Source organism: Thalassobius vesicularis (genome assembly GCF_004799325.1).
Taxonomy (GTDB): Bacteria; Pseudomonadota; Alphaproteobacteria; order Rhodobacterales; family Rhodobacteraceae; genus Thalassobius; species Thalassobius vesicularis.
Genome location: NZ_SSMD01000007.1, coordinates 89,258 through 109,573, shown reverse-complemented (window position 1 = coordinate 109,573; position 20,316 = coordinate 89,258). Strand labels below are relative to the sequence as shown.

The 20,316-nt window shown below is 64.9% G+C and carries 15 protein-coding genes and 1 pseudogene; 12 read left to right on the top strand and 4 right to left on the bottom strand.

Features of this window, described 5'->3' with window-relative positions; genetic code table 11:
• Window positions 1-16: 16 nt before the first annotated feature.
• The 6 genes and pseudogenes from E7681_RS14535 to selD all read left to right on the top strand — a co-directional run bounded on the left by E7681_RS14535 (window position 17) and on the right by selD (window position 10,507).
• Entirely contained in the window at window positions 17-1,384 is a 1,368-nt protein-coding gene (locus E7681_RS14535) for a CmpA/NrtA family ABC transporter substrate-binding protein (protein ID WP_136340038.1), read from the top strand.
• Between the two features lie 72 nt (window positions 1,385-1,456).
• Window positions 1,457-2,551, top strand: coding sequence for an ABC transporter permease (locus tag E7681_RS14530; RefSeq protein WP_136340037.1), 1,095 nt, complete (start codon window positions 1,457-1,459; stop codon window positions 2,549-2,551).
• Window positions 2,552-2,556: 5 nt separating this feature from the next.
• Window positions 2,557-4,263 carry an ABC transporter ATP-binding protein gene (locus E7681_RS14525; RefSeq protein ID WP_136340036.1) on the top strand — a complete coding sequence of 569 codons (1,707 nt, stop codon included), beginning with the start codon at window positions 2,557-2,559 and terminating at the stop codon, window positions 4,261-4,263.
• A 6-nt stretch (window positions 4,264-4,269) separates the two neighbouring features.
• Window positions 4,270-5,511: pseudogene (locus E7681_RS14520) on the top strand (NAD(P)/FAD-dependent oxidoreductase); the annotation flags it as partial.
• A gap of 69 nt (window positions 5,512-5,580) precedes the next feature.
• Window positions 5,581-8,226, top strand: a complete 2,646-nt coding sequence (locus tag E7681_RS14515; RefSeq protein WP_136340034.1) for a nitrate reductase — start codon at window positions 5,581-5,583, stop codon at window positions 8,224-8,226.
• Window positions 8,227-8,332: 106 nt separating this feature from the next.
• Window positions 8,333-10,507, top strand: coding sequence for a selenide, water dikinase SelD (gene selD, locus E7681_RS14510; RefSeq protein WP_136340033.1), 2,175 nt, complete (start codon window positions 8,333-8,335; stop codon window positions 10,505-10,507).
• A 54-nt stretch (window positions 10,508-10,561) separates the two neighbouring features.
• On the opposite strand, the gene mnmH is transcribed toward selD, so the two are convergent.
• Entirely contained in the window at window positions 10,562-11,614 is a 1,053-nt protein-coding gene (mnmH, locus tag E7681_RS14505; RefSeq protein WP_136340032.1) for a tRNA 2-selenouridine(34) synthase MnmH, read from the bottom strand.
• Between the two features lie 198 nt (window positions 11,615-11,812).
• Between mnmH and E7681_RS18875 the strand changes: the two genes are divergently transcribed.
• From E7681_RS18875 to E7681_RS14480, 6 genes are read left to right on the top strand one after another with little or no spacing between them, the layout of a single operon-like run.
• On the top strand, window positions 11,813-11,977 hold the full coding sequence (locus E7681_RS18875) for a hypothetical protein (RefSeq protein ID WP_168733224.1): 165 nt from the start codon (window positions 11,813-11,815) through the stop codon (window positions 11,975-11,977).
• Entirely contained in the window at window positions 11,974-12,156 is a 183-nt protein-coding gene (gene hemP, locus E7681_RS14500) for a hemin uptake protein HemP (RefSeq protein WP_136340031.1), read from the top strand. The genes E7681_RS18875 and hemP overlap by 4 nt, the downstream gene beginning before the upstream one ends.
• Before the next feature lie 30 nt (window positions 12,157-12,186).
• Entirely contained in the window at window positions 12,187-13,437 is a 1,251-nt protein-coding gene (locus E7681_RS14495) for an imelysin family protein (RefSeq protein WP_136340030.1), read from the top strand.
• Between the two features lie 5 nt (window positions 13,438-13,442).
• The gene (locus E7681_RS14490; RefSeq protein WP_246032497.1) at window positions 13,443-14,810 is read left to right on the top strand and encodes a di-heme oxidoreductase family protein; all 1,368 of its coding nucleotides are present in this window, start codon (window positions 13,443-13,445) and stop codon (window positions 14,808-14,810) included.
• Window positions 14,811-15,824 (top strand): imelysin family protein, encoded by a 1,014-nt coding sequence (locus E7681_RS14485; RefSeq protein WP_136340029.1) that lies wholly within the window; start codon window positions 14,811-14,813, stop codon window positions 15,822-15,824.
• A 1-nt stretch (window position 15,825) separates the two neighbouring features.
• Entirely contained in the window at window positions 15,826-16,905 is a 1,080-nt protein-coding gene (locus E7681_RS14480; protein WP_136340028.1) for a DUF1513 domain-containing protein, read from the top strand.
• Between the two features lie 76 nt (window positions 16,906-16,981).
• Here E7681_RS14480 and E7681_RS14475 read toward each other — a convergent pair whose 3' ends face one another.
• The 3 genes from E7681_RS14475 to E7681_RS14465 form a co-directional block, all read right to left on the bottom strand.
• Complete coding sequence (locus E7681_RS14475; RefSeq protein ID WP_136340027.1) at window positions 16,982-18,382, bottom strand: TRAP transporter large permease; 1,401 nt, start codon at window positions 18,380-18,382, stop codon at window positions 16,982-16,984.
• Window positions 18,382-19,023, bottom strand: a complete 642-nt coding sequence (locus E7681_RS14470; protein ID WP_136340026.1) for a TRAP transporter small permease subunit — start codon at window positions 19,021-19,023, stop codon at window positions 18,382-18,384. The genes E7681_RS14475 and E7681_RS14470 overlap by 1 nt, the downstream gene beginning before the upstream one ends.
• 84 nt (window positions 19,024-19,107) lie before the next feature.
• The gene (locus tag E7681_RS14465; protein ID WP_136340025.1) at window positions 19,108-20,118 is read right to left on the bottom strand and encodes a C4-dicarboxylate TRAP transporter substrate-binding protein; all 1,011 of its coding nucleotides are present in this window, start codon (window positions 20,116-20,118) and stop codon (window positions 19,108-19,110) included.
• Window positions 20,119-20,316: the final 198 nt, after the last annotated feature.

Below are 20,316 nucleotides of genomic sequence, written 5' to 3'. Positions count from 1 at the left end.
AACGAGGACAGACAGAATGAAACGTATCGCCTCCATCCTGGTCGCCACCACCATGCTGGTGACCCCTGCAGCTGCAGAGATGTTGACCGTCGAGAAAGACGAGCTGAAGTTCGGCTTCATCAAGCTGACCGACATGGCGCCGCTGGCCGTCGCCTATGAAAAAGGATATTTCGAGGACGAAGGCCTGTTCGTCACCCTCGAAGCGCAAGCCAACTGGAAAGTGCTGCTGGACGGCGTGATCTCGGGCACCCTGGACGGCGCACACATGCTGGCCGGCCAACCGCTGGCAGCGACCATCGGCTTCGGCACCGAGGCCCACATCATCACCCCCTTTTCGATGGACCTGAACGGCAACGGCATCACCGTGTCGAACCAGATCTGGGAAGAGATGAAGCCCTATGTTGCAATGGGCGTGGACGGCAAGCCGATGCACCCGATCCCCGCATCGGCCCTGAAGCCGGTGGTCGAGAAATACAAGTCCGAGGGCAAGCCCTTCAACATGGGCATGGTGTTCCCGGTGTCCACCCACAACTACGAACTGCGCTACTGGCTGGCCGCGGGCGGCCTGCAGCCGGGCTACTACTCGCCCGAGAACGTGACCGGCCAGATCGGCGCCGATGTGCTGTTGTCGGTGACCCCGCCGCCGCAAATGCCCGCCACCCTGGAAGCCGGCACCATCTACGGCTACTGCGTGGGTGAGCCGTGGAACCAGGCCGCCGTCTTCAAAGGCATCGGCGTTCCGGTCATCACCGACTACGAGCTGTGGAAGAACAACCCGGAAAAAGTGTTCGGTCTGAGCGCCAAGTTCCAGGAAGAGAACCCCAACACCACCATCGCCATCACCAAGGCCCTGATCCGCGCCGCGATCTGGCTGGATGAGAACGACAACGCCAACCGTCCGGAAGCCGTGGAAATCCTGTCGCGTCCGGAATATGTCGGCGCCGATGCCGAGGTGATCGCCAACTCGATGACCGGCACGTTCGAATACGAAAAAGGCGACAAGCGCGAAGTTCCCGACTTCAACGTGTTCTTCCGCTACAACGCGACCTACCCCTACTACTCGGACGCCGTGTGGTACCTGACGCAGATGCGCCGCTGGGGCCAGATCGCCGAAGCCAAGCCGGATAGCTGGTACGACGAAGTCGCCAAGTCAGTCTACAAGCCGGAAATCTACCTTGCCGCCGCCAAGAGCCTGATCGACGACGGCCTGGCCACCGAAGACATGTTTGACTTTGCCACCGACGGCTACAAGGCGCCGACCCCCGGTTCGGATGTCATCGACGGCATCGGCTACGACGGCAAGCAGCCCAACGCCTACCTGGAAAGCCTGCCGATCGGCCTGAAAGGCAGCCAGGTTGTCGAAGGCAACCAGGTCAAGGGCTAAGCCCCGCGGGCCGGGCGCCGCTCTGCCGCCCGGCCCCTCCTCAAACACACGCGAACCCGCAGGATCAGACACATGACCGCTATTGACCCGCACACCCTGTCCGAGGCCGACAAGGCCGCCGAGAAGGAAGCCCGCCGCGCCCGGATGTTCACCCGCATCAACAAGATGGACGCCTGGTTCAAGGTGCTGGGCCTGGCCTGGATCACCCCGATCCTGAAAGCCTCTGCCGGCGACAACCCCAAGACCCAGGCCAAGGAAATCTGGCAACTGCTGGGGGTTCCCCTGCTGGCCATCGCGGCCTTCCTGCTGATGTGGGGCACGCTGGCGCCGAAGGTGCAGACCTCGCTGGGCGCAATCCCCGGCCCGGCCGAAGTGTGGGAACAGGTCATCAACCTGAACGCCGACCACGTCCGCGAGAAAAAGAAAGAAGCCGCCTTCTACGATCGTCAGGACGAGCGGAACGCCAAGCTGATCGCCTCGGGCCAGGCCGATAAGGTCAAAGAGCGCGACTATACCGGCAAACCGACCTATTACATGCAGATCTGGACCTCGATCAAAACCGTGTTCTTCGGGTTCCTGGTCGCCACGCTGGTCGCGGTTCCCGTGGGCATCGCCGCGGGTCTGTCGAAGACCGCGAATGCCGCCGTCAACCCGATCGTGCAGATCTTCAAGCCCGTCTCGCCGCTGGCCTGGCTGCCCATCGTGACCATGGTCGTCTCGGCGGTCTACACCACCAATGACGGGTTCTTTTCCAAGTCCTTCCTGATCTCGGCCATCACCGTGACGCTGTGTTCGCTGTGGCCGACGCTGATCAACACCGCACTGGGTGTGGCCTCGATCGACAAAGATCTGGTCGCCGTGTCCAAGGTTCTGAAAATGGGCACCTGGACCAAGATCACCAAGCTGGTGCTGCCCTCGGCTCTGCCGCTGATCTTCACCGGTCTGCGTCTGTCGCTGGGTGTGGGCTGGATGGTGCTGATCGCCGCCGAGATGCTGGCGCAGAACCCTGGCCTGGGCAAGTTCGTCTGGGATGAGTTCCAGAACGGGTCGTCGCAGTCGCTGGCCAAGATCATGGTGGCCGTGTTCACCATTGGGATCATCGGCTTCCTGCTGGACCGCGTGATGTACGCCCTGCAGTCGCTCTTCACCTTCTCCAACAACCGGTGAGCGCCATGTCCGTGATTTCCTTCAAGAACGTCTACAAGAGCTTTGGCGAGGGCACCCATGCCCACGCCGTCCTGAAGAACATCAACCTTGAGGTGGAAGAAGGCGAATTCCTGGTCCTGCTGGGCTTCTCCGGCACCGGCAAGACCACGCTGATCAACCTGATGGCCGGCCTTGATTTCCCGACCAAGGGCAAGGTCTCGTTCAAGGGCGACCAGATCGAAGGCCCCGGCCCGGAACGCGGCGTGATCTTCCAGAACTACTCGCTGATGCCGTGGCTGACGGTGAACGGTAATGTGGGTCTGGCGGTGGACACGATCTTTCCGGATCTGTCCAAGGCCGAAAAGGCCGAGAAGGTCAGCAAATACGTCAAGATGGTGGGGCTTGGCCACGCCACGCACCGCCGCCCAGCGGAACTGTCCGGCGGGATGCGTCAACGGGTGAACGTCGCCCGTGCGCTGGCGATGAACCCCGAAGTGCTGCTGCTGGACGAACCGCTGTCCGCGCTGGACGCGCTGACCCGCGCCAACCTGGCCGACGAGATCGAGCATATCTGGGAAGCCGACAAGAAGACCTGCATCCTGATCACCAATGACGTGGACGAGGCCATCATCCTGGCCGACCGCATCATCGCGCTGAACCCCGATGGAACGCTGGGCGAGCAGTTCACCGTCGACATCCCCCGCCCCCGTGATCGCGGCGAGATGAACCACCACGAGGGCTTCAAGAAGCTGCGCGCCGAGGTGACCAACTACCTGATGGATGTCGGCATCGAGGCTAAGGCCGAAGGCGTCCGCCTGCTGCCGAACGTGCGTCCGATCCACGACACCGCGCCCGAGGTGGACCCGAACCTGCCATCGGCCGTGGCCGAGGCCCAGAAGGGCATGATCGACCGCAACTTCCTGGATTTCTCGCAGCTCTACAAGATCTACCCGACGCCCAAGGGCCCGCTGACCGTGGTCGAGGACTTCAACCTGAAACTCAACCGCGGCGAGTTCATCTCTCTGATCGGCCACTCGGGCTGCGGTAAATCCACCGTGCTGACGATGGCCGCCGGTCTGAACTCGATCTCCAAGGGCGTGATCAAACTCGACGGTCGCTCGGTTGAAGGTGCTGACCCCGAACGCGCCGTGGTGTTCCAGTCGCCCAACCTGTTCCCCTGGCTGACCGCGCGTGAAAACTGCGCCATCGGCGTCGACAAGGTCTATCCCAAGGCCAGCGTGGCCGAGCGTCAGGACGTGGTCGAATACTATCTGGAACGCGTTGGCATGGCCGATGCGATGGACCGCCCCGCGAACTCCATGTCGAACGGCATGAAACAGCGCGTCGGCATCGCCCGCGCCTTTGCCCTGTCGCCCAAGCTGCTGCTGCTGGACGAACCCTTTGGCATGCTGGACAGCCTGACCCGTTGGGAACTGCAAGAAGTGCTGATGGAAGTCTGGGACCGCACCAAGGTTACCGCGATCTGCGTCACCCATGACGTGGACGAGGCGATCCTGCTGGCCGACCGCGTGGTGATGATGACGAACGGCCCACAGGCCACCATCGGCAAGATCGTCGATGTGAACCTGCCCCGTCCGCGCACCCGCAAGGCCCTGCTGGAGCATCCGGATTACTACGCTTACCGCCAGGAAGTGCTGGATTTCCTTGAGGAATACGAGCACGGCGCCAAGCCGAAAGCCCCGGCAAAACCCAAAGCCATCGCAGCGGAGTAAGGTCGAATGTCGCGCAACCTTGTCGTGATCGGAGCAGGCATGGCCTCGGGGCGGGCGCTGGAGCATCTCCTTCAGGTCAACCCCGGCGCCTATGACGTCACCCTGTTCAACGCCGAGCCGCGCGGCAATTACAACCGCCTGATGCTGTCGCCCGTTCTGGCCGGCGAAAAGACATACGAACAGATCGTCACCCATGATGCCGACTGGTACGCGGCGCATGGCGTCACCTGCCGCTTTGGCGAAAAGGTTCTGCGCATCGACCGCGCCCGCAAGGTCGTGATCGGCGAGAACGGCGAGGTGCCCTATGACAAGCTGCTGCTGGGCATGGGCTCGACCCCGTTCATGATCCCCCTGCCCGGCCGCGATCTGGGCGGCGTGATCGCCTATCGCGACCTCGAAGACACCCAGCGCATGATCGACCTGGGCCTGAAACCCGGTGCCAAGGCCGTTGTCATCGGCGGCGGTCTGCTGGGGCTGGAGGCTGCGGCCGGCATGAAAGCCCGCGGCGTGGACGTCACCGTTGTCCACATCATGGGCCACCTGATGGAGCGTCAGTTGGACCCCGCCGCAGGCTTCCTGCTGCGCAAGGCGCTGGTGGATCGTGGGATCAAGGTGATGTGCTCGGCCAACTCGCAGGAAATCGTGGGCGAAAACGGCCACGTCACCGCCCTGCGTCTGGCCGACGGCACCGAACTGCCCTGCGATCTGCTGGTCATGGCCGTGGGCATCCGCCCCGCGACCAAACTGGGTGCCGAGGCGGGCCTGACCGTCAATCGCGGCATCGTGGTGGATGATCACATGGTGACCTCGGACCCCGACATCCTGGCCGTAGGTGAATGCGTCGAACATGACGGCGCGCTCTTTGGGCTGGTGGCCCCGCTCTACGATCAGGCCAACGTCGTCGCCCAGACCCTGCTGGGCCAAGAGGCACGCTTTGTGAACAAGGAAGTCTCGACCAAGCTGAAGGTCACCGGCTGCGATCTGTTCAGCGCGGGCGACTTCGCCGATGGCGAGGACCGCGAGGACATCGTTCTGCACGACGCCGCCGCCGGATCCTACAAACGCCTGATCCTGAAGGACGACCGCCTGATCGGTGCGGTGATGTATGGCGACACCGCCGATGGTGGCTGGTTCTACAACCTGATCCGCGATGGCGCCGATGTCAGCGCGATGCGCGACATGCTGATCTTTGGCCCCGGCTACCAAGCCAGCACTCCGGCCGAGCCTTACGGCGGCCTGTGCAGCCTGACCGGCTAAGGCCCTGACGAACACTTCCCCTCCGGTGCGCCGGTGGGGACCCGCCCAAGGGGATTGAGAATGAAGAACCTCCAGTTTGCGCCCGCCTCCACCTGCAAGACCACCTGCCCCTATTGCGGCGTCGGCTGCGGTGTGCTGGTCAGCCCCGAAAAGACCGGCGGCATCAAGGTCAAGGCCGACCCCGATCACCCGGCAAACCTGGGCCGTTTGTGCTCCAAGGGGACCGCGCTGGCCGAGACGATCTGGCTGGACGATCGCCTGCTGCACCCGCAAGTGAACGGCGCTCGCGCCAGCTGGGACGACGCGCTGGAGCTGGTCGCGCAACGCTTCAAGGGCACCATCGCCGAGCACGGCCCCGACAGCGTCGCCTTCTACGTCTCGGGCCAACTGCTGACCGAGGATTATTACGTCGCCAACAAGCTGATGAAGGGCTTCATCGGCTCGGCCAATATCGACACGAACTCTCGCCTGTGCATGGCGTCCTCGGTCGCGGGACATAAGCGCGCCTTTGGCACCGATACTGTGCCGGGCCAGTATACCGATCTGGAACAGGCCGATCTGGTCGTGCTGACCGGCTCGAACCTGGCGTGGTGCCACCCGGTGCTGTACCAACGCATCGTCGCGGCCAAGAAGGCCAATCCAAAGATGAAGGTCGTCAACATCGACCCGCGCCGCACCGCGACCTCGGACATTGCTGACCTGCATCTGGCCATCGCGCCGGGCGGCGACGCGGCCCTGTTCAACCGCCTGCTGGTCGAGATCCACGAACAAGGCGCGGTCGACAGCAGCTTTGTCGGCCAGCATGTGGACGGCTTCGACGACGCGGTGAATGCCGCCAGCAGCTGCGACAGCACCGTCACCGGCCTGAGCGAGGCCGACATCCGCGCCTTCTGCAACATGTGGATCGGCACGGAAAAGGTCGTCACCGTCTATTCGCAGGGCGTGAACCAGTCCAGCGCGGGCTCGGACAAGGTGAACGCGATCCTCAACTGCCACCTGGCCACGGGCCGCATCGGTCAGCCCGGCATGGGGCCGTTCTCGGTCACTGGCCAGCCCAACGCGATGGGCGGGCGCGAGGTGGGCGGCCTGGCCAACATGCTGGCCTGCCATCTGGACCTGGAAAACGCCGAGCACCGCAGCGCCGTCAAAACCTTCTGGGCCGCGCCAGATATGCCCGAGGCCGCAGGGCTGAAGGCCGTGGACATGTTCAATGCCGTCGCCGAAGGCCGGATCAAGGCGATCTGGATCATGTGCACCAACCCGGTCGTGTCGATGCCCGACGCCGACGCCGTCAAGGCCGCGCTGGAGGGATGCGATTTCGTCGTCGTCAGTGATCTGACCGCCGACACCGACACCGCCAAGCTGGCCCATGTCGTGCTGCCCGCAACCGGCTGGGGAGAGAAGGACGGCACCGTCACCAATTCCGAACGCTGCATCTCGCGCCAGCGCGGCTTCCTGCCCGCCCCCGGCGAGGCGCGGCATGACTGGGATATCATGTCCGACGTGGGCCGCCGCATGGGCTGGCACGACGCCTTCGACTACCAGTCCCCGGCCGAGATTTTCCGTGAATACGCCGTGTTGTCGGGCATCGCCGGTCAGTTGGGCCGCGACTTCGACATTTCGGGCCTCAGCGATCTGGGCGACGACGCTTATGACAGCCTTGAGCCGCTGCACTGGCCGGTCACCGCGATCCGTGCGGGCGGGCGCTTCTTTGGCGACGGGCGGTTCTTTACCCCCTCGGGCAAGGCGCGGATGCTGCCGATCCACTTCCGGACCCCGCAATCGCACCCCTCGGCGCAGTACCCGTTCCGCCTGAACACCGGCCGCGTGCGCGATCACTGGCACACCATGACCCGCTCCGCCAAATCGTCGCGCCTGTCGCAGCACCTGGCCGAGCCGTATCTTGAGATTCACCCCAGCGACGCCACCCGTTTGGGCATCGCCCCGGCGGACATCGTGCGCGTCACCAGCCCGCAAGGCGCCTCTCTGCTGCGGGCGCTGGTCACGGATCGTGTTCATGCGGGACAAGTCTTTGCGCCGATGCACTGGACCGCGCAATACGCCTCGGCCGGGCGCGTCGATACGCTGGTGGCGGCACATACCGATCCGGTCTCGGGTCAGCCGGAATCCAAAGCCTCGGTCGTGAATGTCGAGAAATTTCAGGCCAAATGGTACGGGTTCGCCGTCTCTCTGGCCAAGCCGCGCGCCGACACCGCCTATTGGGCGCAGGCCCGCAGCGGTGACGGATGGCGCATCGAACTGGCCGCCACCGACACCCCCGAGGATTGGGAAACCTACGCCCGCACCCTGCTGAACGCCCCCGAGGCACAGGCCCAGATCGTGCAAGACCCGAAACGCGGCGGCGCGCGCATTGCCTTCGTGCAGGATGGCCGCCTGATTGGTGCGCTTTTCGTGGCCGCTGAACCCGTGCAGGTCGCTCGCAACCACATGGCCCATATGCTGGGCAACGTGGCCGAGGATGCTCTGGCCGGTCGTCCATCCGCCGATCGCCCCGACCCCGGCGCCACGATCTGCGCCTGCTTCGATGTCGGGGTGAACACTATTCTGGCCGCGATCGCCGAGCAGAAACTGGTCTCGGTCGAGCAGATCGGAGCGGCCCTGAACGCAGGTACGAACTGCGGGTCGTGCCGGCCCGAATTGGCCGCCCTGCTGGCCGCCAGCCACGTGCAACAAGCGGCAGAATAACATCGCCCCTCTCGCAGCTTTGTGAGGGGGGCGGCCCACAAGCCCATAGCCTGACACGAACAAAGCCGTTACATTCCGGGGACTGAATAAATCCGAAGGCCCCGCCATGCAGACGCAAATCCCGCTGACCCGTGACCTCGTCCTGATCGGAGGCGGCCATACCCACGCACTAGTGCTGCTGAAATGGGGCATGCGCCCGCTGCCCGGCACCCGTGTCACGGTCATCAACCCGGCGCCCACTGCTCCTTATTCGGGGATGCTGCCGGGCCATATCGCAGGCCATTACACACGCGATGAGCTTGAAATCGACCTGATCCGCCTGGCCCGTTTTGCCGGTGCCCGCGTGATCCTGGGCCGCGCGGTCGGCCTGGACCCCGAGGCACGGACAGTGACCCTTCAGGACGGGCGCGTGATTGCCTATGACGTCGCATCGCTCGACATCGGGATCACCTCGGAACTGCCGCAAATCCCCGGCTTTGCCGAGCACGCGATTGGGGCCAAACCCCTTGATATCTATGCTGAAACCTGGGCCGATTATCTGGAGGCCGCCCGCCAGACCGGCCACGCGGAACCGGTCGCCGTCATCGGCGGCGGCGTCGCTGGCGTCGAACTGGCGATGGCCATGGCCCATGCCTTGATCAAGGCGACGGGCAAAGCGGACGTCACGCTGCTGGAAGCGAATGCAGAGATCCTCTCAGCCGATCCGAAACCGCGGTCGCAGCTACGTAAAGCACTTGAAGTTTGCGGCGTAACCATACGCAATAATGCAACTATTTCCGAAATCACCCAAGAGGGACCGCGCCTCTCCACCGGCGACATCATCCCCGCCGGATTGACGATCGGCGTCGCCGGCGCGTTGCCGCAATCCTGGTTGGAACGGACAGGCCTGACCCTGACCGAGGGCTTCGTCAATGTGAACAAGTCCCTGCAAGTATCTGGATACGATACACTTTTTGCCGCCGGGGATTGCGCCCACCTGACCCATGCCCCGCGCCCGAAGGCCGGGGTCTATGCCGTTCGCGCAGCGCCAGTGCTCTTCGACAATTTGCGCGCAAAACTGGTCGGCCTTCCGTTGCGCGCGTTCCACCCGCAAAAGGACTATCTGAAGCTGATCTCGCTCGGGCAAAAATCCGCCCTGGCCGAGAAATGGGGACGCATCTGGCAAGGCCCCTGGCTGTGGCGGCTGAAAAATCGCATCGACCAGAAATTCATGAATATGTTCAATAACTTACCGCAAATGCCTCATGCGGACCTGCCCCCCGTTCTCACGCTCGGCGTCGCGCAGGAACTGGGCGACGGGCAACCGATTTGCGGGGGATGCGGCTCGAAAGTCGGGGCCGGAACGCTGTCCGGCGCGCTTGAAACCTTGCCGCAATCGCAGCGCGCCGACGTGGTGACCGGGCGTGGGGACGACGCCGCCGTTCTGAAAATAGGTGAGCATTTTCAGGTTATTACGACCGATCACCTCAAATCCTTTACCGAAGATCCGGCGCTGATGGCGCAGATTACAGCCGTGCATGCGCTGGGGGATATCTGGTCGATGGGGGCGCAGCCTCAGGCGGTGCTGGCAACGGTGATCCTGCCGCGCATGTCGCAGTCGCTGCAGGCGCGGACAATGGCCGAAATCATGGGCGCGGCCAGCCAGGTCTTTGCCCAGACCGGGGCCGAGATCGTCGGGGGGCATTCGACCCAAGGCACTGAAATGACTATAGGATTCACGATCACGGGACTGGCAGATCGGCCGATCACCCACGCAGGGGCGCGGGTTGGGGATGTGTTGATCCTGACGCGGGCGATTGGGACGGGAGTTTTGCTGGCGGCGGAGATGCAGGGCAAGGCGAACGGGCGACACGTCGCAAAAATGCTGGCCGCGATGGCGCAACCGCAGGACAGAGCGGCGGAAATCCTCAAGGATTCCAATGCAATGACGGATGTGACGGGGTTCGGACTGGCCGGTCACTTGCAGGCGATTTGCCGCAGCTCGGACGTAGGGGCCGAGTTGGTGCTGGACCAAATCCCGGTCTACGAGGGCGCCGTTGAGATGTCAGAAGTTGGCGTAAAATCAACGATTTACGACTCGAACCTGATGCACTCTCCGGTCGAAAATGCGGCGGGATCGAAAGCGAAATTGCTGCATGATCCGCAGACCGCGGGCGGATTGCTGGCCGCCGTGCCATCCGAGAAGGCCGACGAAATTCTGTCGCAACTTCAAGAGCTTGGCCTGCCCGCCGCCATCATTGGCCGGATCATCGACGGCCCGCCGATCCTGCGTTGCGTGTGACGGGGCGCGGGGGTCACCAAGGGTTAACCGGCGAAATTGTAAGATTCTCGGCAGTTATTGTACGTCGCCTGCGACGGTGACGATGCGGGCGGCCGCATCCCCAAGGGCGGCATCGTCCAGACCCGGCAGATCGACCTCGGCCAGCGGGGCGGTCACGCGGCGAGAGGAGCGGCGGTAGGTCGGATCGTAATGCTTTTCGACCAGCTCGGCGGCGAGCTGCTCCAACTGACCAGCGCGGGCCATCGCGCGCCAGGCGTCGGACTGATCATGCCCGTGGAACCGCGCCAGAACGGCGAGCTTCTCGTCCAGACCCTCGGCATCCTCGATCACCTCGGAATAGGTACGCACGAGGTAGCGGGCGCGCACGTCGAGCGGGGCCTGCACGCGGACATGATCGGCGCGCAGCATCGCCTGCCACAGGGTCGGCGGCACGATGCGGGTGCCGATCTTGTTGCTTTCCGCCTCAATGAACACCGGGCGGGTCGGGTCCATCGCGGCCAGCGCCATCGCCACGCGGGATTCGAAGGTCTTTTGCGAGGGCTGCCCGCCCGGCATCCCGCCCAGCAAGGAACCGCGATGCTGCGCGATACCTTCGAGGTCCAGCACCTGCTGGCCTTGCTGCGCCAGATGCGTCAGCAGGCGGGTCTTGGCAGTGCCGGTGCCGCCGTCGATCAGGATGACGCGGGGCGCGACCGGGGTTTCGTACATCGCCTGCACGACCAGACGGCGGAAGGATTTGTAGCCCCCGTCGATCAGCCCTACGCGCCAGCCGATCTGCGCCAGGATCGACGCGAAAGAACCAGAGCGCTGCCCGCCGCGCCAGCAATAGACCAGCGGACGCCAGCGATAGGGCCGATCCGCCAGCGGCCCCTGAAGATGCGCGGCGGCATTGCGCGCGACCAGCGCCGCGCCGACCTTGCGCGCCAGAAAGGGATCCTGCTGCACGTAGATGGTGCCGACGGTTGCGCGCTCTTCATCCGACAGAACGGGCAGAGAGATGGCGCCGGGGACGTGATCCTCGGCGTATTCGGCGGGGGCGCGCACGTCGATGATTTCGTCAAAGGGCAGCGCGGTCAGGTCGGTCAGGCTGGTCAGCGTGTGTTTCATGACAGATGCATAGCGCAGCCCCCGCCCCTGCGCCAGATGCCGGAAATTCAGGCAGGGCGCGGGGTGACGTTGGGAAATATTTAACTTAGCAAAAGACTCGGGTTGACTATTCTGACTATTTTGGTCAGTTAAATCCCATGTCCAGCCAACCGCGCGTGCGGCCAGCCCGATCCAACCGATCACACAGGAATGCCCGAGATGAGAAACGCGCGCACCCAAAGGGCCGGACATGCCCCGCTGACCAGCGGACCGGCCGATGACCAACTGACCCTTCGCAGCATGATGAGCGAGGCAGGACTGACCGGAGGTATCTGGCTGGACTGGATCCTGGACCGGATCGAAACCCCGGAGGCAGGCCAATGACCGACATGCGACTGACCCGCGACGGCGCCACCGAAGTGCCCGGCCCGCTGGGCGAGGGCTTCCCTGTGCATCACGCGCAGGATCTGACGCGCGGCGGCACACAGGCGCGCATCGTGCTGGGCGATCAGGTCTACAGCCTGCGCATCACCCGCGCGGGCAAGCTGATCCTGACGAAATAACCACCAAATAACAGACCAAGGGACACAAAGATGAAACGCAGTTTGCTGGCGCCTGCCGCCGTAATGCTGAGCTTTGGCGGCGCGCAGGCCGATACTGGCGCCGTACTGACCACCTATGCCGATATCGCGCAGGCCACGTTCGAGGACAGCCTGACCACCGCGCAGGCGCTGCAACAGGCGGTGGCTGCGCTGGTCGCGGCCCCCTCGGACGCGGCGCTGGAAAACGCCCGTCTGGCGTGGAAGGCCGCGCGCGTGCCCTATCAGCAGTCCGAGGTGTTCCGGTTCGGCAATGCCATCGTCGACGACTGGGAAGGCAAGGTGAACGCATGGCCGCTGGACGAGGGGCTGATCGACTATGTCGACGAGGGCACCTATGTCGGCCCCACGGATGAGAACGAATATGCGGCGCTGAACGTCGTGGCCAACCCGGTGTTCCAGCTGGGTGGTGCGCAGGTGGATGCAACGCAGATCACCCCGGCCCTGCTGGAAACCGCCCTGCAAGAGGCGGACGGGATCGAAACCAACGTCGCCACCGGCTATCACGCGATCGAGTTCATGCTTTGGGGGCAGGATCTGAACGGCACCGGCCCGGGCGCGGGCGCGCGTCCGTGGACGGATTATGCCTCCGGCGAGGCCTGTACCAACGGCAATTGCGACCGGCGCGCGGCCTATCTGGTGGCGGCGACGGACCTGCTGGTCAGCGATCTGGCCTGGATGGTGGCGCAATGGCAACCCGGTGGCGCCGCGCGTGCGGCCGCGACCGAGGGCGGCCTGTCCACGATCCTGACCGGGATGGGCAGCCTGTCCTACGGCGAGCTGGCGGGCGAACGGATGCGTCTGGGCCTGCTGCTGAACGACCCCGAAGAAGAGCAGGATTGCTTCTCGGACAACACCCACAACAGCCATTTCTATGACGGCGTGGGCATTCGGAATGTCTATGTCGGGGCGTATACGCGGGTCGATGGCTCGGTTGTCAGCGGGCCGTCGCTGGCCGATCTGGTCGCTGCCACCGATGCCACGCTGAACGCCGAGCTGGTGGGCAAGCTGGACACGACCGTCGCCGCCCTGGGCGAGATGAAGGCCGCCGCAGATGCCGGATTCGCCTATGATCAGATGCTGGGCCGGGGCGATGCGCGCGGCGAGGCGCTGATCATGGCGGGCGTGAACGGGCTGGTCGACCAGACCAAATCCATTGAACGCGTCGTCGCAGCCCTGGGCCTGGACCAGCTGGAGATCGAGGGCTCGGACAGTCTGGACGCCCCCGGCAAGGTGGCCGAGTAAGCGCAATGACGCGCCGGACGGACACGATGCGCCCCGTTGGATTGGCCGTGCTTTGCGCGGCCAGTCTGGCGTTCGGGCCTGCTGCGGCGGATGAGACGGCCCCGGCTGGGGCGGCGACGTTGCGCCGCGCGGTGCCGGTGGGCGAGGTGTTCAGCCAGCCGCGGACGGGCATGGATGCCGCCGCGCGGATGGAGTTCGTGCTGGGCAAGGCGATGTTCGACAAGCTGTGGGTGGCGTCTCCGTCCTCGACCAAGGCGTCGGACGGGCTGGGGCCGCTGTACAACGCGCGGTCCTGCGCGCTGTGCCATCCGGGCAATGGCCGCGCCCTGGCCCCCGTCGGAGATGGGCCGCTGACGATGGGGCTGGTGCTGCGTCTGTCGGTGCCGGCTGAGGCGCAGACGGGGATCGAGGGCTATCTGGCCACCCTGCCCGACCCCACCTATGGCGCGCAGTTGCAGACCGACGCGGTGTCGGGTCTGACGCCCGAAGCCGCGCCCAGCGTGCGCTATGAGGCGCGAGCGTCCGATGGGGTGGAACTGCGGGTGCCGGAGTATGATCCCGGTGTCGCGCTGTCGGCTGAAACGATGATCAGCCCGCGCTTGGCCCCGCCGGTCATGGGGATGGGCCTGATCGCCACGATCCCCGAGGCGAACATCCGCGCCGGGGCCGACCCCGAGGATGCCGATGGCGACGGGATTTCCGGGCGCATCAATCTGGTGCCGACCGAGGCTGGTCCGCAACTGGGCCGGTTCGGGTGGAAGGCGGGGATGGCCTCTCTGCCAGCGCAGGTTGCGGATGCGTTTTCGCACGATATCGGGGTTTCCAGCCCACTGCTGCCCGAGGGTTGGGGCGATTGCACCGAGGCGCAAGCCGCCTGCCGAGCCGCACCGCATGGCGATGGCGACGTGCGCGGCACCGAGATCGACGCAGAGGCGCTGGCGCTGACCACCGCCTATGTCGCCGGGCTGACCCTGCCCGCGCGGCCTGATCCGGCCGCCACCGCCGAGGGGCGCGATCTGTTCGCGCAGATCGGATGTGCCGCCTGTCACCGTGTCGAATGGCAGCTGCCCGGCCCGATTGGCGCGATCCGGCCGCATTCGGATTTCCTGCTGCACGACATGGGCGACGGTCTGGCCGACCACCGCCCCGAGCATCGCGCAACAGGTCGTGAGTGGCGCACCCCGCCCCTATGGGGTATTGGGAGGACAACACAGGTCTCGGGCGGGGCGTTCTTCCTGCATGACGGGCGGGCGCGCTCGCTGTCCGAGGCGATCCACTGGCATGGCGGCGAGGGGCAGAATGCCCGCGACCGGTTCGTCATGCTGTCAATCCGCGACAGGGATGCCCTGCTTGCCTATCTGGAAAGTCTGTAGATGTTGAAACCGTTGCTGACCGCCGTCCTGATTACCCTGCCCTTTGCGGGATGGGCCGAGCAGGCCTCGTCCGAGGCTGAAAAGGCCGTTCACCAGCAGATTTTGCCGGGGTTTGCGGCGCTGGCGGCCGCGTCTGCGCGGATGTCGGATGCGGCGGCGACGGATTGCGCGCCGACGTCACAGCCGCTGCGCACCGCGTGGAACGCCGCGTTCGACGACTGGATCAAGGTCAGCCACCTGCGCTTTGGCCCGACCGAGACCGAGAACCGCGCCTTTGCGCTGGCCTATTGGCCCGACAGCCGCGGCACCACGCCCAAGACGCTGAAACGGCTGATCGCCGAGCGCGACCCGATCATCACCTCGCCCGACGGGATGGAGTCGGTCTCGGTCGCGGCGCGCGGGTTTTACGCGATGGAATACGTGCTGTTCGACCCGGCCTTTCAGGGCGATGCGGGCTATGCCTGCGCGCTGACCCGCGCGCTGAGTGCCGACATTGCTGCGAAAACCGCCGGGATCGCGCGGGACTGGCGCGACAGCTATGCCGCGCTGATGATGACGCCGGGCAGCACCTATAGCCCCTACCAGACCCCGGCCGAGGTGACGCAAGAGCTGTACAAGGCGCTGGCGACGGGGCTGGAGTTCACCTCGGACGCGCGGCTGAACCGGCCGCTGGGCAGCTTTGACAAGCCCCGCCCCGGCCGCGCCGAGGCGCGTCTTTCCGGGCGCTCGCAGCGTCATGTGGTGCTGTCGCTGCAGGCGCTGAAACAGCTGGCGGTGATCCTGTCCGAAGGCGATCAGGCGCTGCAGGATGATGTCAGCCAGGCCTTTGACACCGCGATCAGCCAGGCCGAGGCGCTGGACGATCCGATCTTTGCCGGGGTCGAGGACCCGCAGAAACGCCTGAAGATCGAGATCCTGCAACAGACGGTCAAGCTGATCCGCGAACAACAACTGGCCAATATCGGCAACAAACTGGGCGTGGCCGCTGGCTTCAACGCCCTTGACGGAGATTGACATGACCACTCGACGCGGGTTTCTGGCCGGGTTGCTGGCCAGCGGGTTGGCCGGACAGGCCAGCTGGGCCGATCTGGGCGCGCCCAAATTCCTGGCAGCGGCCAAGAAGGGCGAGACCTACCTGATTTGCGGCCTCAGCGAGGCGGGCGAGACGTTGTTTTCCGTCCCGATGCCGGGACGCGGGCACGGCGCAGCGGCGCATCCCGAAAAGGCCGAGATCGTCGCCCTGGCGCGCCGTCCCGGCACCTTTGCCGAGGTGATCGACGTCGCCACCGGCCAGCGCAAGGCGGAACTGACCAGCCCGGCGGGGCGGCATTTCGTGGGGCACGGGGTGTTTTCGTCGGACGGGACGCTGCTGCTGACCCCCGAGAACGACTTTGACGCCGGGCGCGGCGTGATCGGCGTCTGGGACCGGCGGCAGGGATACAAGCGTGTGGGCGAGTTTGCCTCGGGCGGGGTCGGGCCGCATGACATGCTGCGCCTGCCGGGCAGCGACCTGTTCGTCGTGGCCAATGGCGGGATCGAGACCCACCCGGACGCGGGCCGCGCCACGCTGAACCTGGCGACGATGCGCGCGAACCTGGCGCTGGTGGACCTGAGCGGCGCGCTGCTGGAAGTGACCGAGTTGGACATCGACCTGCGCCTGAACTCGATCCGGCACATGGCGGTGCGGCCTGACGGGCTGGTCGGGTTCGCGATGCAATGGCAAGGCAACCCGACGGACAACCCGCCGCTGCTGGGCCTGTACCAGCCGGGTCAGGGCATGGCCCCGATCCTGGGCCAGGCCGACGAGGAGCTGCACGCCGCGATGAAGGGCTATGCGGGGTCGATCGCGTTTTCGGGGGACGGTTCGCAGGTGGCGATCTCGTCGCCGCGCGGGGGCATGGTGCAGGTGTTCGACGCGCAGACAGGCGCGTTCCTGTGGCATGTGGACGAGCCCGATGTCTGCGGGCTGAACGCAGTGCCCGGCGGGTTTCTGGCGACGGCAGGCACGGGGCGGATCACGCGGTTTGCGGACCCCGAGGTGACACTGCTGCGGCGCGACGCGCTGGCCTGGGACAATCACCTGGTCACGGTGTGACACGAGACGCGCGTTCAGGCGCGGTGAGGACACAAAAAAAAAACGCCCCCTTGCGGGGGCGTTTTCGTTTGGTTCATCAGGCCATGGATGGCAGCCAGAGCACGATCCACGGGAAGGCGATCAGCAAGCCGATCGTCACCGCATCCGCCACGAAGAACGGCGTCACACCGCGGAACACGTCCTGCACGCTCAGGTCCGGGCGCACGCCCGCCACGACAAAGCAGTTCAGGCCGATGGGCGGGGTGATCAGGCAGAACTCGGCCATTTTCACCACGAGGATGCCGAACCAGATCGCGCACATCGGACCGGACATGCCAAAGGCGCTGTCGGCGGCGCTGACGAACTCGCCCCCGTTCAGGGCCATGACGGCGGGGTAAACCACCGGCAGGGTCAGCAGCAGCATCCCGATCGCGTCCATGAACATCCCCAGCACCGCATAGGCCAGCAGGATGTAGATCAGCGTCAGCATCGGCGACTGCTCCAGCCCGGTAATCCAATTGGAGAATGCGTGCGGCAGGTCGGCAAAGCCCAGGAAGCGGACATAGATCAGCACGCCCCAGATGATGGTGAAGATCATCGCGCTCAGCTTGGCGGTTTCCAGCAGGGCGTCCTTGAACTCGGTCCAGCGCATGCCGCGATAGACCGCCATCAGGAACACCACGAAGGCCCCCAGCGCGCCGCCCTCGGTCGGGGTGCCCCAGGCATCGCCGCCGAACGGGTTGTAGATGAAGACGATGATGATGAAGACCACGAAGAAGATCGGGAACGCCGGCGGGATCGCCATGAAGCGTTGCTTCCACGTGAAGCCGGTGACGCGCGGGCCGAAGCTGGGGATGACCAGCGCCAGACCCATGATCAGGATCGCGTAAACAACGGCCGAGAACATCCCCGGCACGAAGCCCGCCAGCAGCAGCTTGCCCACGTCCTGTTCGACGATGATCGCGTAGATCACCAGGATGGCCGAGGGCGGGATCATCGAGGCCAGCGTGCCGCCAGCCGCCACGACACCAGCCGCGAACCGCTTGTCATAGCCGATTTTCAGCATCTCGGGGATGGCGATACGGGCGAACACCGCCGCCGTCGCCACCGAGGCGCCGGACACGGCGGCAAACCCCGCCGTGGCAAAGATCGTCGCCACGGCCAGACCACCGGGCAGCCAGGCGACCCAGCGTTTGGCGGCCTCGAACAGGGCCTTGGTCAGGCCCGCGTAATAGGCCAGATAGCCGATCAGGATGAAGGTCGGGATCAGCGACAGCGCCTGCGAGCTGACCTTGGCATGGGGCACCTGCCCCGCGGTTTTCACGGCGATCGTGACCGCCTTGAGGAAACGCGACGGGTCATAGCCGAACTTGTTCCAGAAAATCCAGGTCAGGCCGACCAGACCGGCAGTGCCGGCGGCAAAGGCCACGCGCATCCCCAGCAGGACGGCAACTAGCATGAACCCCGAGACCCACAGGCCGATTTCAATCGGTTCCATCAGTTGTCTCCCTTATCCAGGCTGCTGACGTGCTCGGCCTCTTCCGCGGCCTGGGCGGCGGCGGACATGACCAGCGGCACGGCGACGGGTTCGCTGAGGCCCAGTGCTACGGCGCGGGCATAGCCCCAGATCTGCAGCAGCATCCGCACGCTGAGGATCGCAAACGCCACCGGCGCCAGCAGTTTCGAGGGCCACAGCGGCAGGCCGATGTCGATGGTGCTGTCGCGGCTCCAGAGTGGCGAGCCGAAATCAAAGCTGCGGGCGAAATGTTCCCATGTGCCCCAGACCAGAAGCAGCATCAGGATCAGCGTGAAGACCGCGGTCACCAGCTCGGCCAGCCAGAGCGCGCGGCCCTGCAGTTTGCCGACCAGGATGTCCATGCGGATATGGCCGCCATCGCGCTGGGTATAGGCGATGCCGAGGAAGGCGATCAGCGGCATGGCTTGCTCGATCCAGTCCACGTAGCCGGGCAGCGGCGCGTTGAACGCGTTGCGCCCGCCGACTGAGATCACCGCCAGCACCATCAGCGCGAACACGGCAAGGCCGCTGATCAGCGCAAGAATCTTTTCAATACGGTGTAACCCGACGTCCAGACGGCTAAGCGTTGAGCCGTCCTCGAGCACAGCAGCCGAACCAGCCATGTGCTACCCCCCTTTTATGTTGATTGGTCCCCACCCAGGGACGGGGCCGCCCGCAGAAACCCTGCGGGCGGCCAGATCTGTCGCTTACTTGCGCGCAGCTTCCAGAGCCGACATGACGGTGTCATACAGCTCTTGGCCGGGGATGCCCTGACCGTCCATCTTGGCGATCCACTCGTCGCGGATCGGGTCAGCAGCGGCGGCTTTGAACTTGGCGATCTCTTCGGGCGCGTAGGTCACGGTGGTCACGCCCTTTTCAGCCAGAACGGTGTCCCACTTCTTGTAGACCTCGCCGTAGACGGCGATGTAATGCGCGATCGATTCATCGATCGAGCTGTTCAGCGCGTCACGCTCGGCATCCGACAGGGCCTCGTAGGCGTCCTTGTTCATCACCACCGGGCAGTTCACGGTGCCGGGGTTCAGGTTCGAGGACCACCAGGTGCCGATGTCGACGGTCCGGTACGCCAGGTGCGCGTGCTGCGCGAAGGCCACCGAGTCGACCACGCCGCTTTCCATCGCGTTGTAGGCTTCGGTTGCGGTCACCGAGGTCGGCACGGCGCCAACCGTCTTGAACGCCTGGCCGATGCCGCCAGTGGCGCGGACGCGCATGCCGTTCATCTTTTCCAGCGTGTCGCGCGGCTCGCCGATACCGACCAGGTTGTACTGGGGCATGGGCGACGGCATCAGCAGCATCGCGTTCCAGCGCTCCAGATCCTTGACGGCAGCGGGGTGCTTGTAGACCGCGTTCGAGACCGCGACCTCTTCGGCCAGGTTGTTCACGCCGATGAACGGCAGTTCCAGCACGGTCAGGGTCGGGTTCTTGTCGGCGTGGTAGCCCGCGCAGATCTGCGCCATTTCAAACGCGCCGATCGAGATGCCGTCCAGGTTTTCCTTGGCGTTCGACAGGCCGCCGTAAGAGATGTTCAGGGTAAAGCCGCCGTTGGTCTTGGCGGTGATCAGCTCGTTCAGCTTCTCGATATGCTCGGTGAAGGCGCGGCGCTTGCCCCAGACAGAGACGTTCCACTCGGTGGCCATGGCTTCGGTCGCAAAGCCAAAGGCCAGAGCCGCGACGGCGGCTTTGGTCATCAGGTTCTTCATTATGTCCTCCCAGTTTGCGGTATGTACCCACCGCTGACAGGGGAAAAGCTAGTACGGGAATTTGGTGATGCCAACCCTTTCGTGCAAAATGCGATTCCGCATACCGGAAAGTGGGTACAAACCCCGTGGGATTACGGTACGCGGCCGCATGGAATTTGCGGCCGCGTCAGGGATTGGTCCGTCAGACGGACAAACGCG

Bases quoted from the DNA above. Each gene is read 5' to 3' on its own strand.
- E7681_RS14525 (WP_136340036.1), top strand. From the start codon at position 2,557: ATGTCCGTGATTTCCTTCAAGAACGTCTACAAGAGCTTTGGCGAGGGC.
- E7681_RS14470 (WP_136340026.1), bottom strand. From the start codon at position 19,023: ATGGCTGGTTCGGCTGCTGTGCTCGAGGACGGCTCAACGCTTAGCCGT.
- E7681_RS14515 (WP_136340034.1), top strand. From the start codon at position 5,581: ATGAAGAACCTCCAGTTTGCGCCCGCCTCCACCTGCAAGACCACCTGC.
- E7681_RS14495 (WP_136340030.1), top strand. From the start codon at position 12,187: ATGAAACGCAGTTTGCTGGCGCCTGCCGCCGTAATGCTGAGCTTTGGC.
- E7681_RS14465 (WP_136340025.1), bottom strand. From the start codon at position 20,118: ATGAAGAACCTGATGACCAAAGCCGCCGTCGCGGCTCTGGCCTTTGGC.
- E7681_RS14475 (WP_136340027.1), bottom strand. From the start codon at position 18,382: ATGGAACCGATTGAAATCGGCCTGTGGGTCTCGGGGTTCATGCTAGTT.
- E7681_RS18875 (WP_168733224.1), top strand. From the start codon at position 11,813: ATGAGAAACGCGCGCACCCAAAGGGCCGGACATGCCCCGCTGACCAGC.
- selD (WP_136340033.1), top strand. From the start codon at position 8,333: ATGCAGACGCAAATCCCGCTGACCCGTGACCTCGTCCTGATCGGAGGC.
- E7681_RS14535 (WP_136340038.1), top strand. From the start codon at position 17: ATGAAACGTATCGCCTCCATCCTGGTCGCCACCACCATGCTGGTGACC.
- mnmH (WP_136340032.1), bottom strand. From the start codon at position 11,614: ATGAAACACACGCTGACCAGCCTGACCGACCTGACCGCGCTGCCCTTT.
- E7681_RS14490 (WP_246032497.1), top strand. From the start codon at position 13,443: ATGACGCGCCGGACGGACACGATGCGCCCCGTTGGATTGGCCGTGCTT.
- hemP (WP_136340031.1), top strand. From the start codon at position 11,974: ATGACCGACATGCGACTGACCCGCGACGGCGCCACCGAAGTGCCCGGC.
- E7681_RS14485 (WP_136340029.1), top strand. From the start codon at position 14,811: ATGTTGAAACCGTTGCTGACCGCCGTCCTGATTACCCTGCCCTTTGCG.
- E7681_RS14480 (WP_136340028.1), top strand. From the start codon at position 15,826: ATGACCACTCGACGCGGGTTTCTGGCCGGGTTGCTGGCCAGCGGGTTG.
- E7681_RS14530 (WP_136340037.1), top strand. From the start codon at position 1,457: ATGACCGCTATTGACCCGCACACCCTGTCCGAGGCCGACAAGGCCGCC.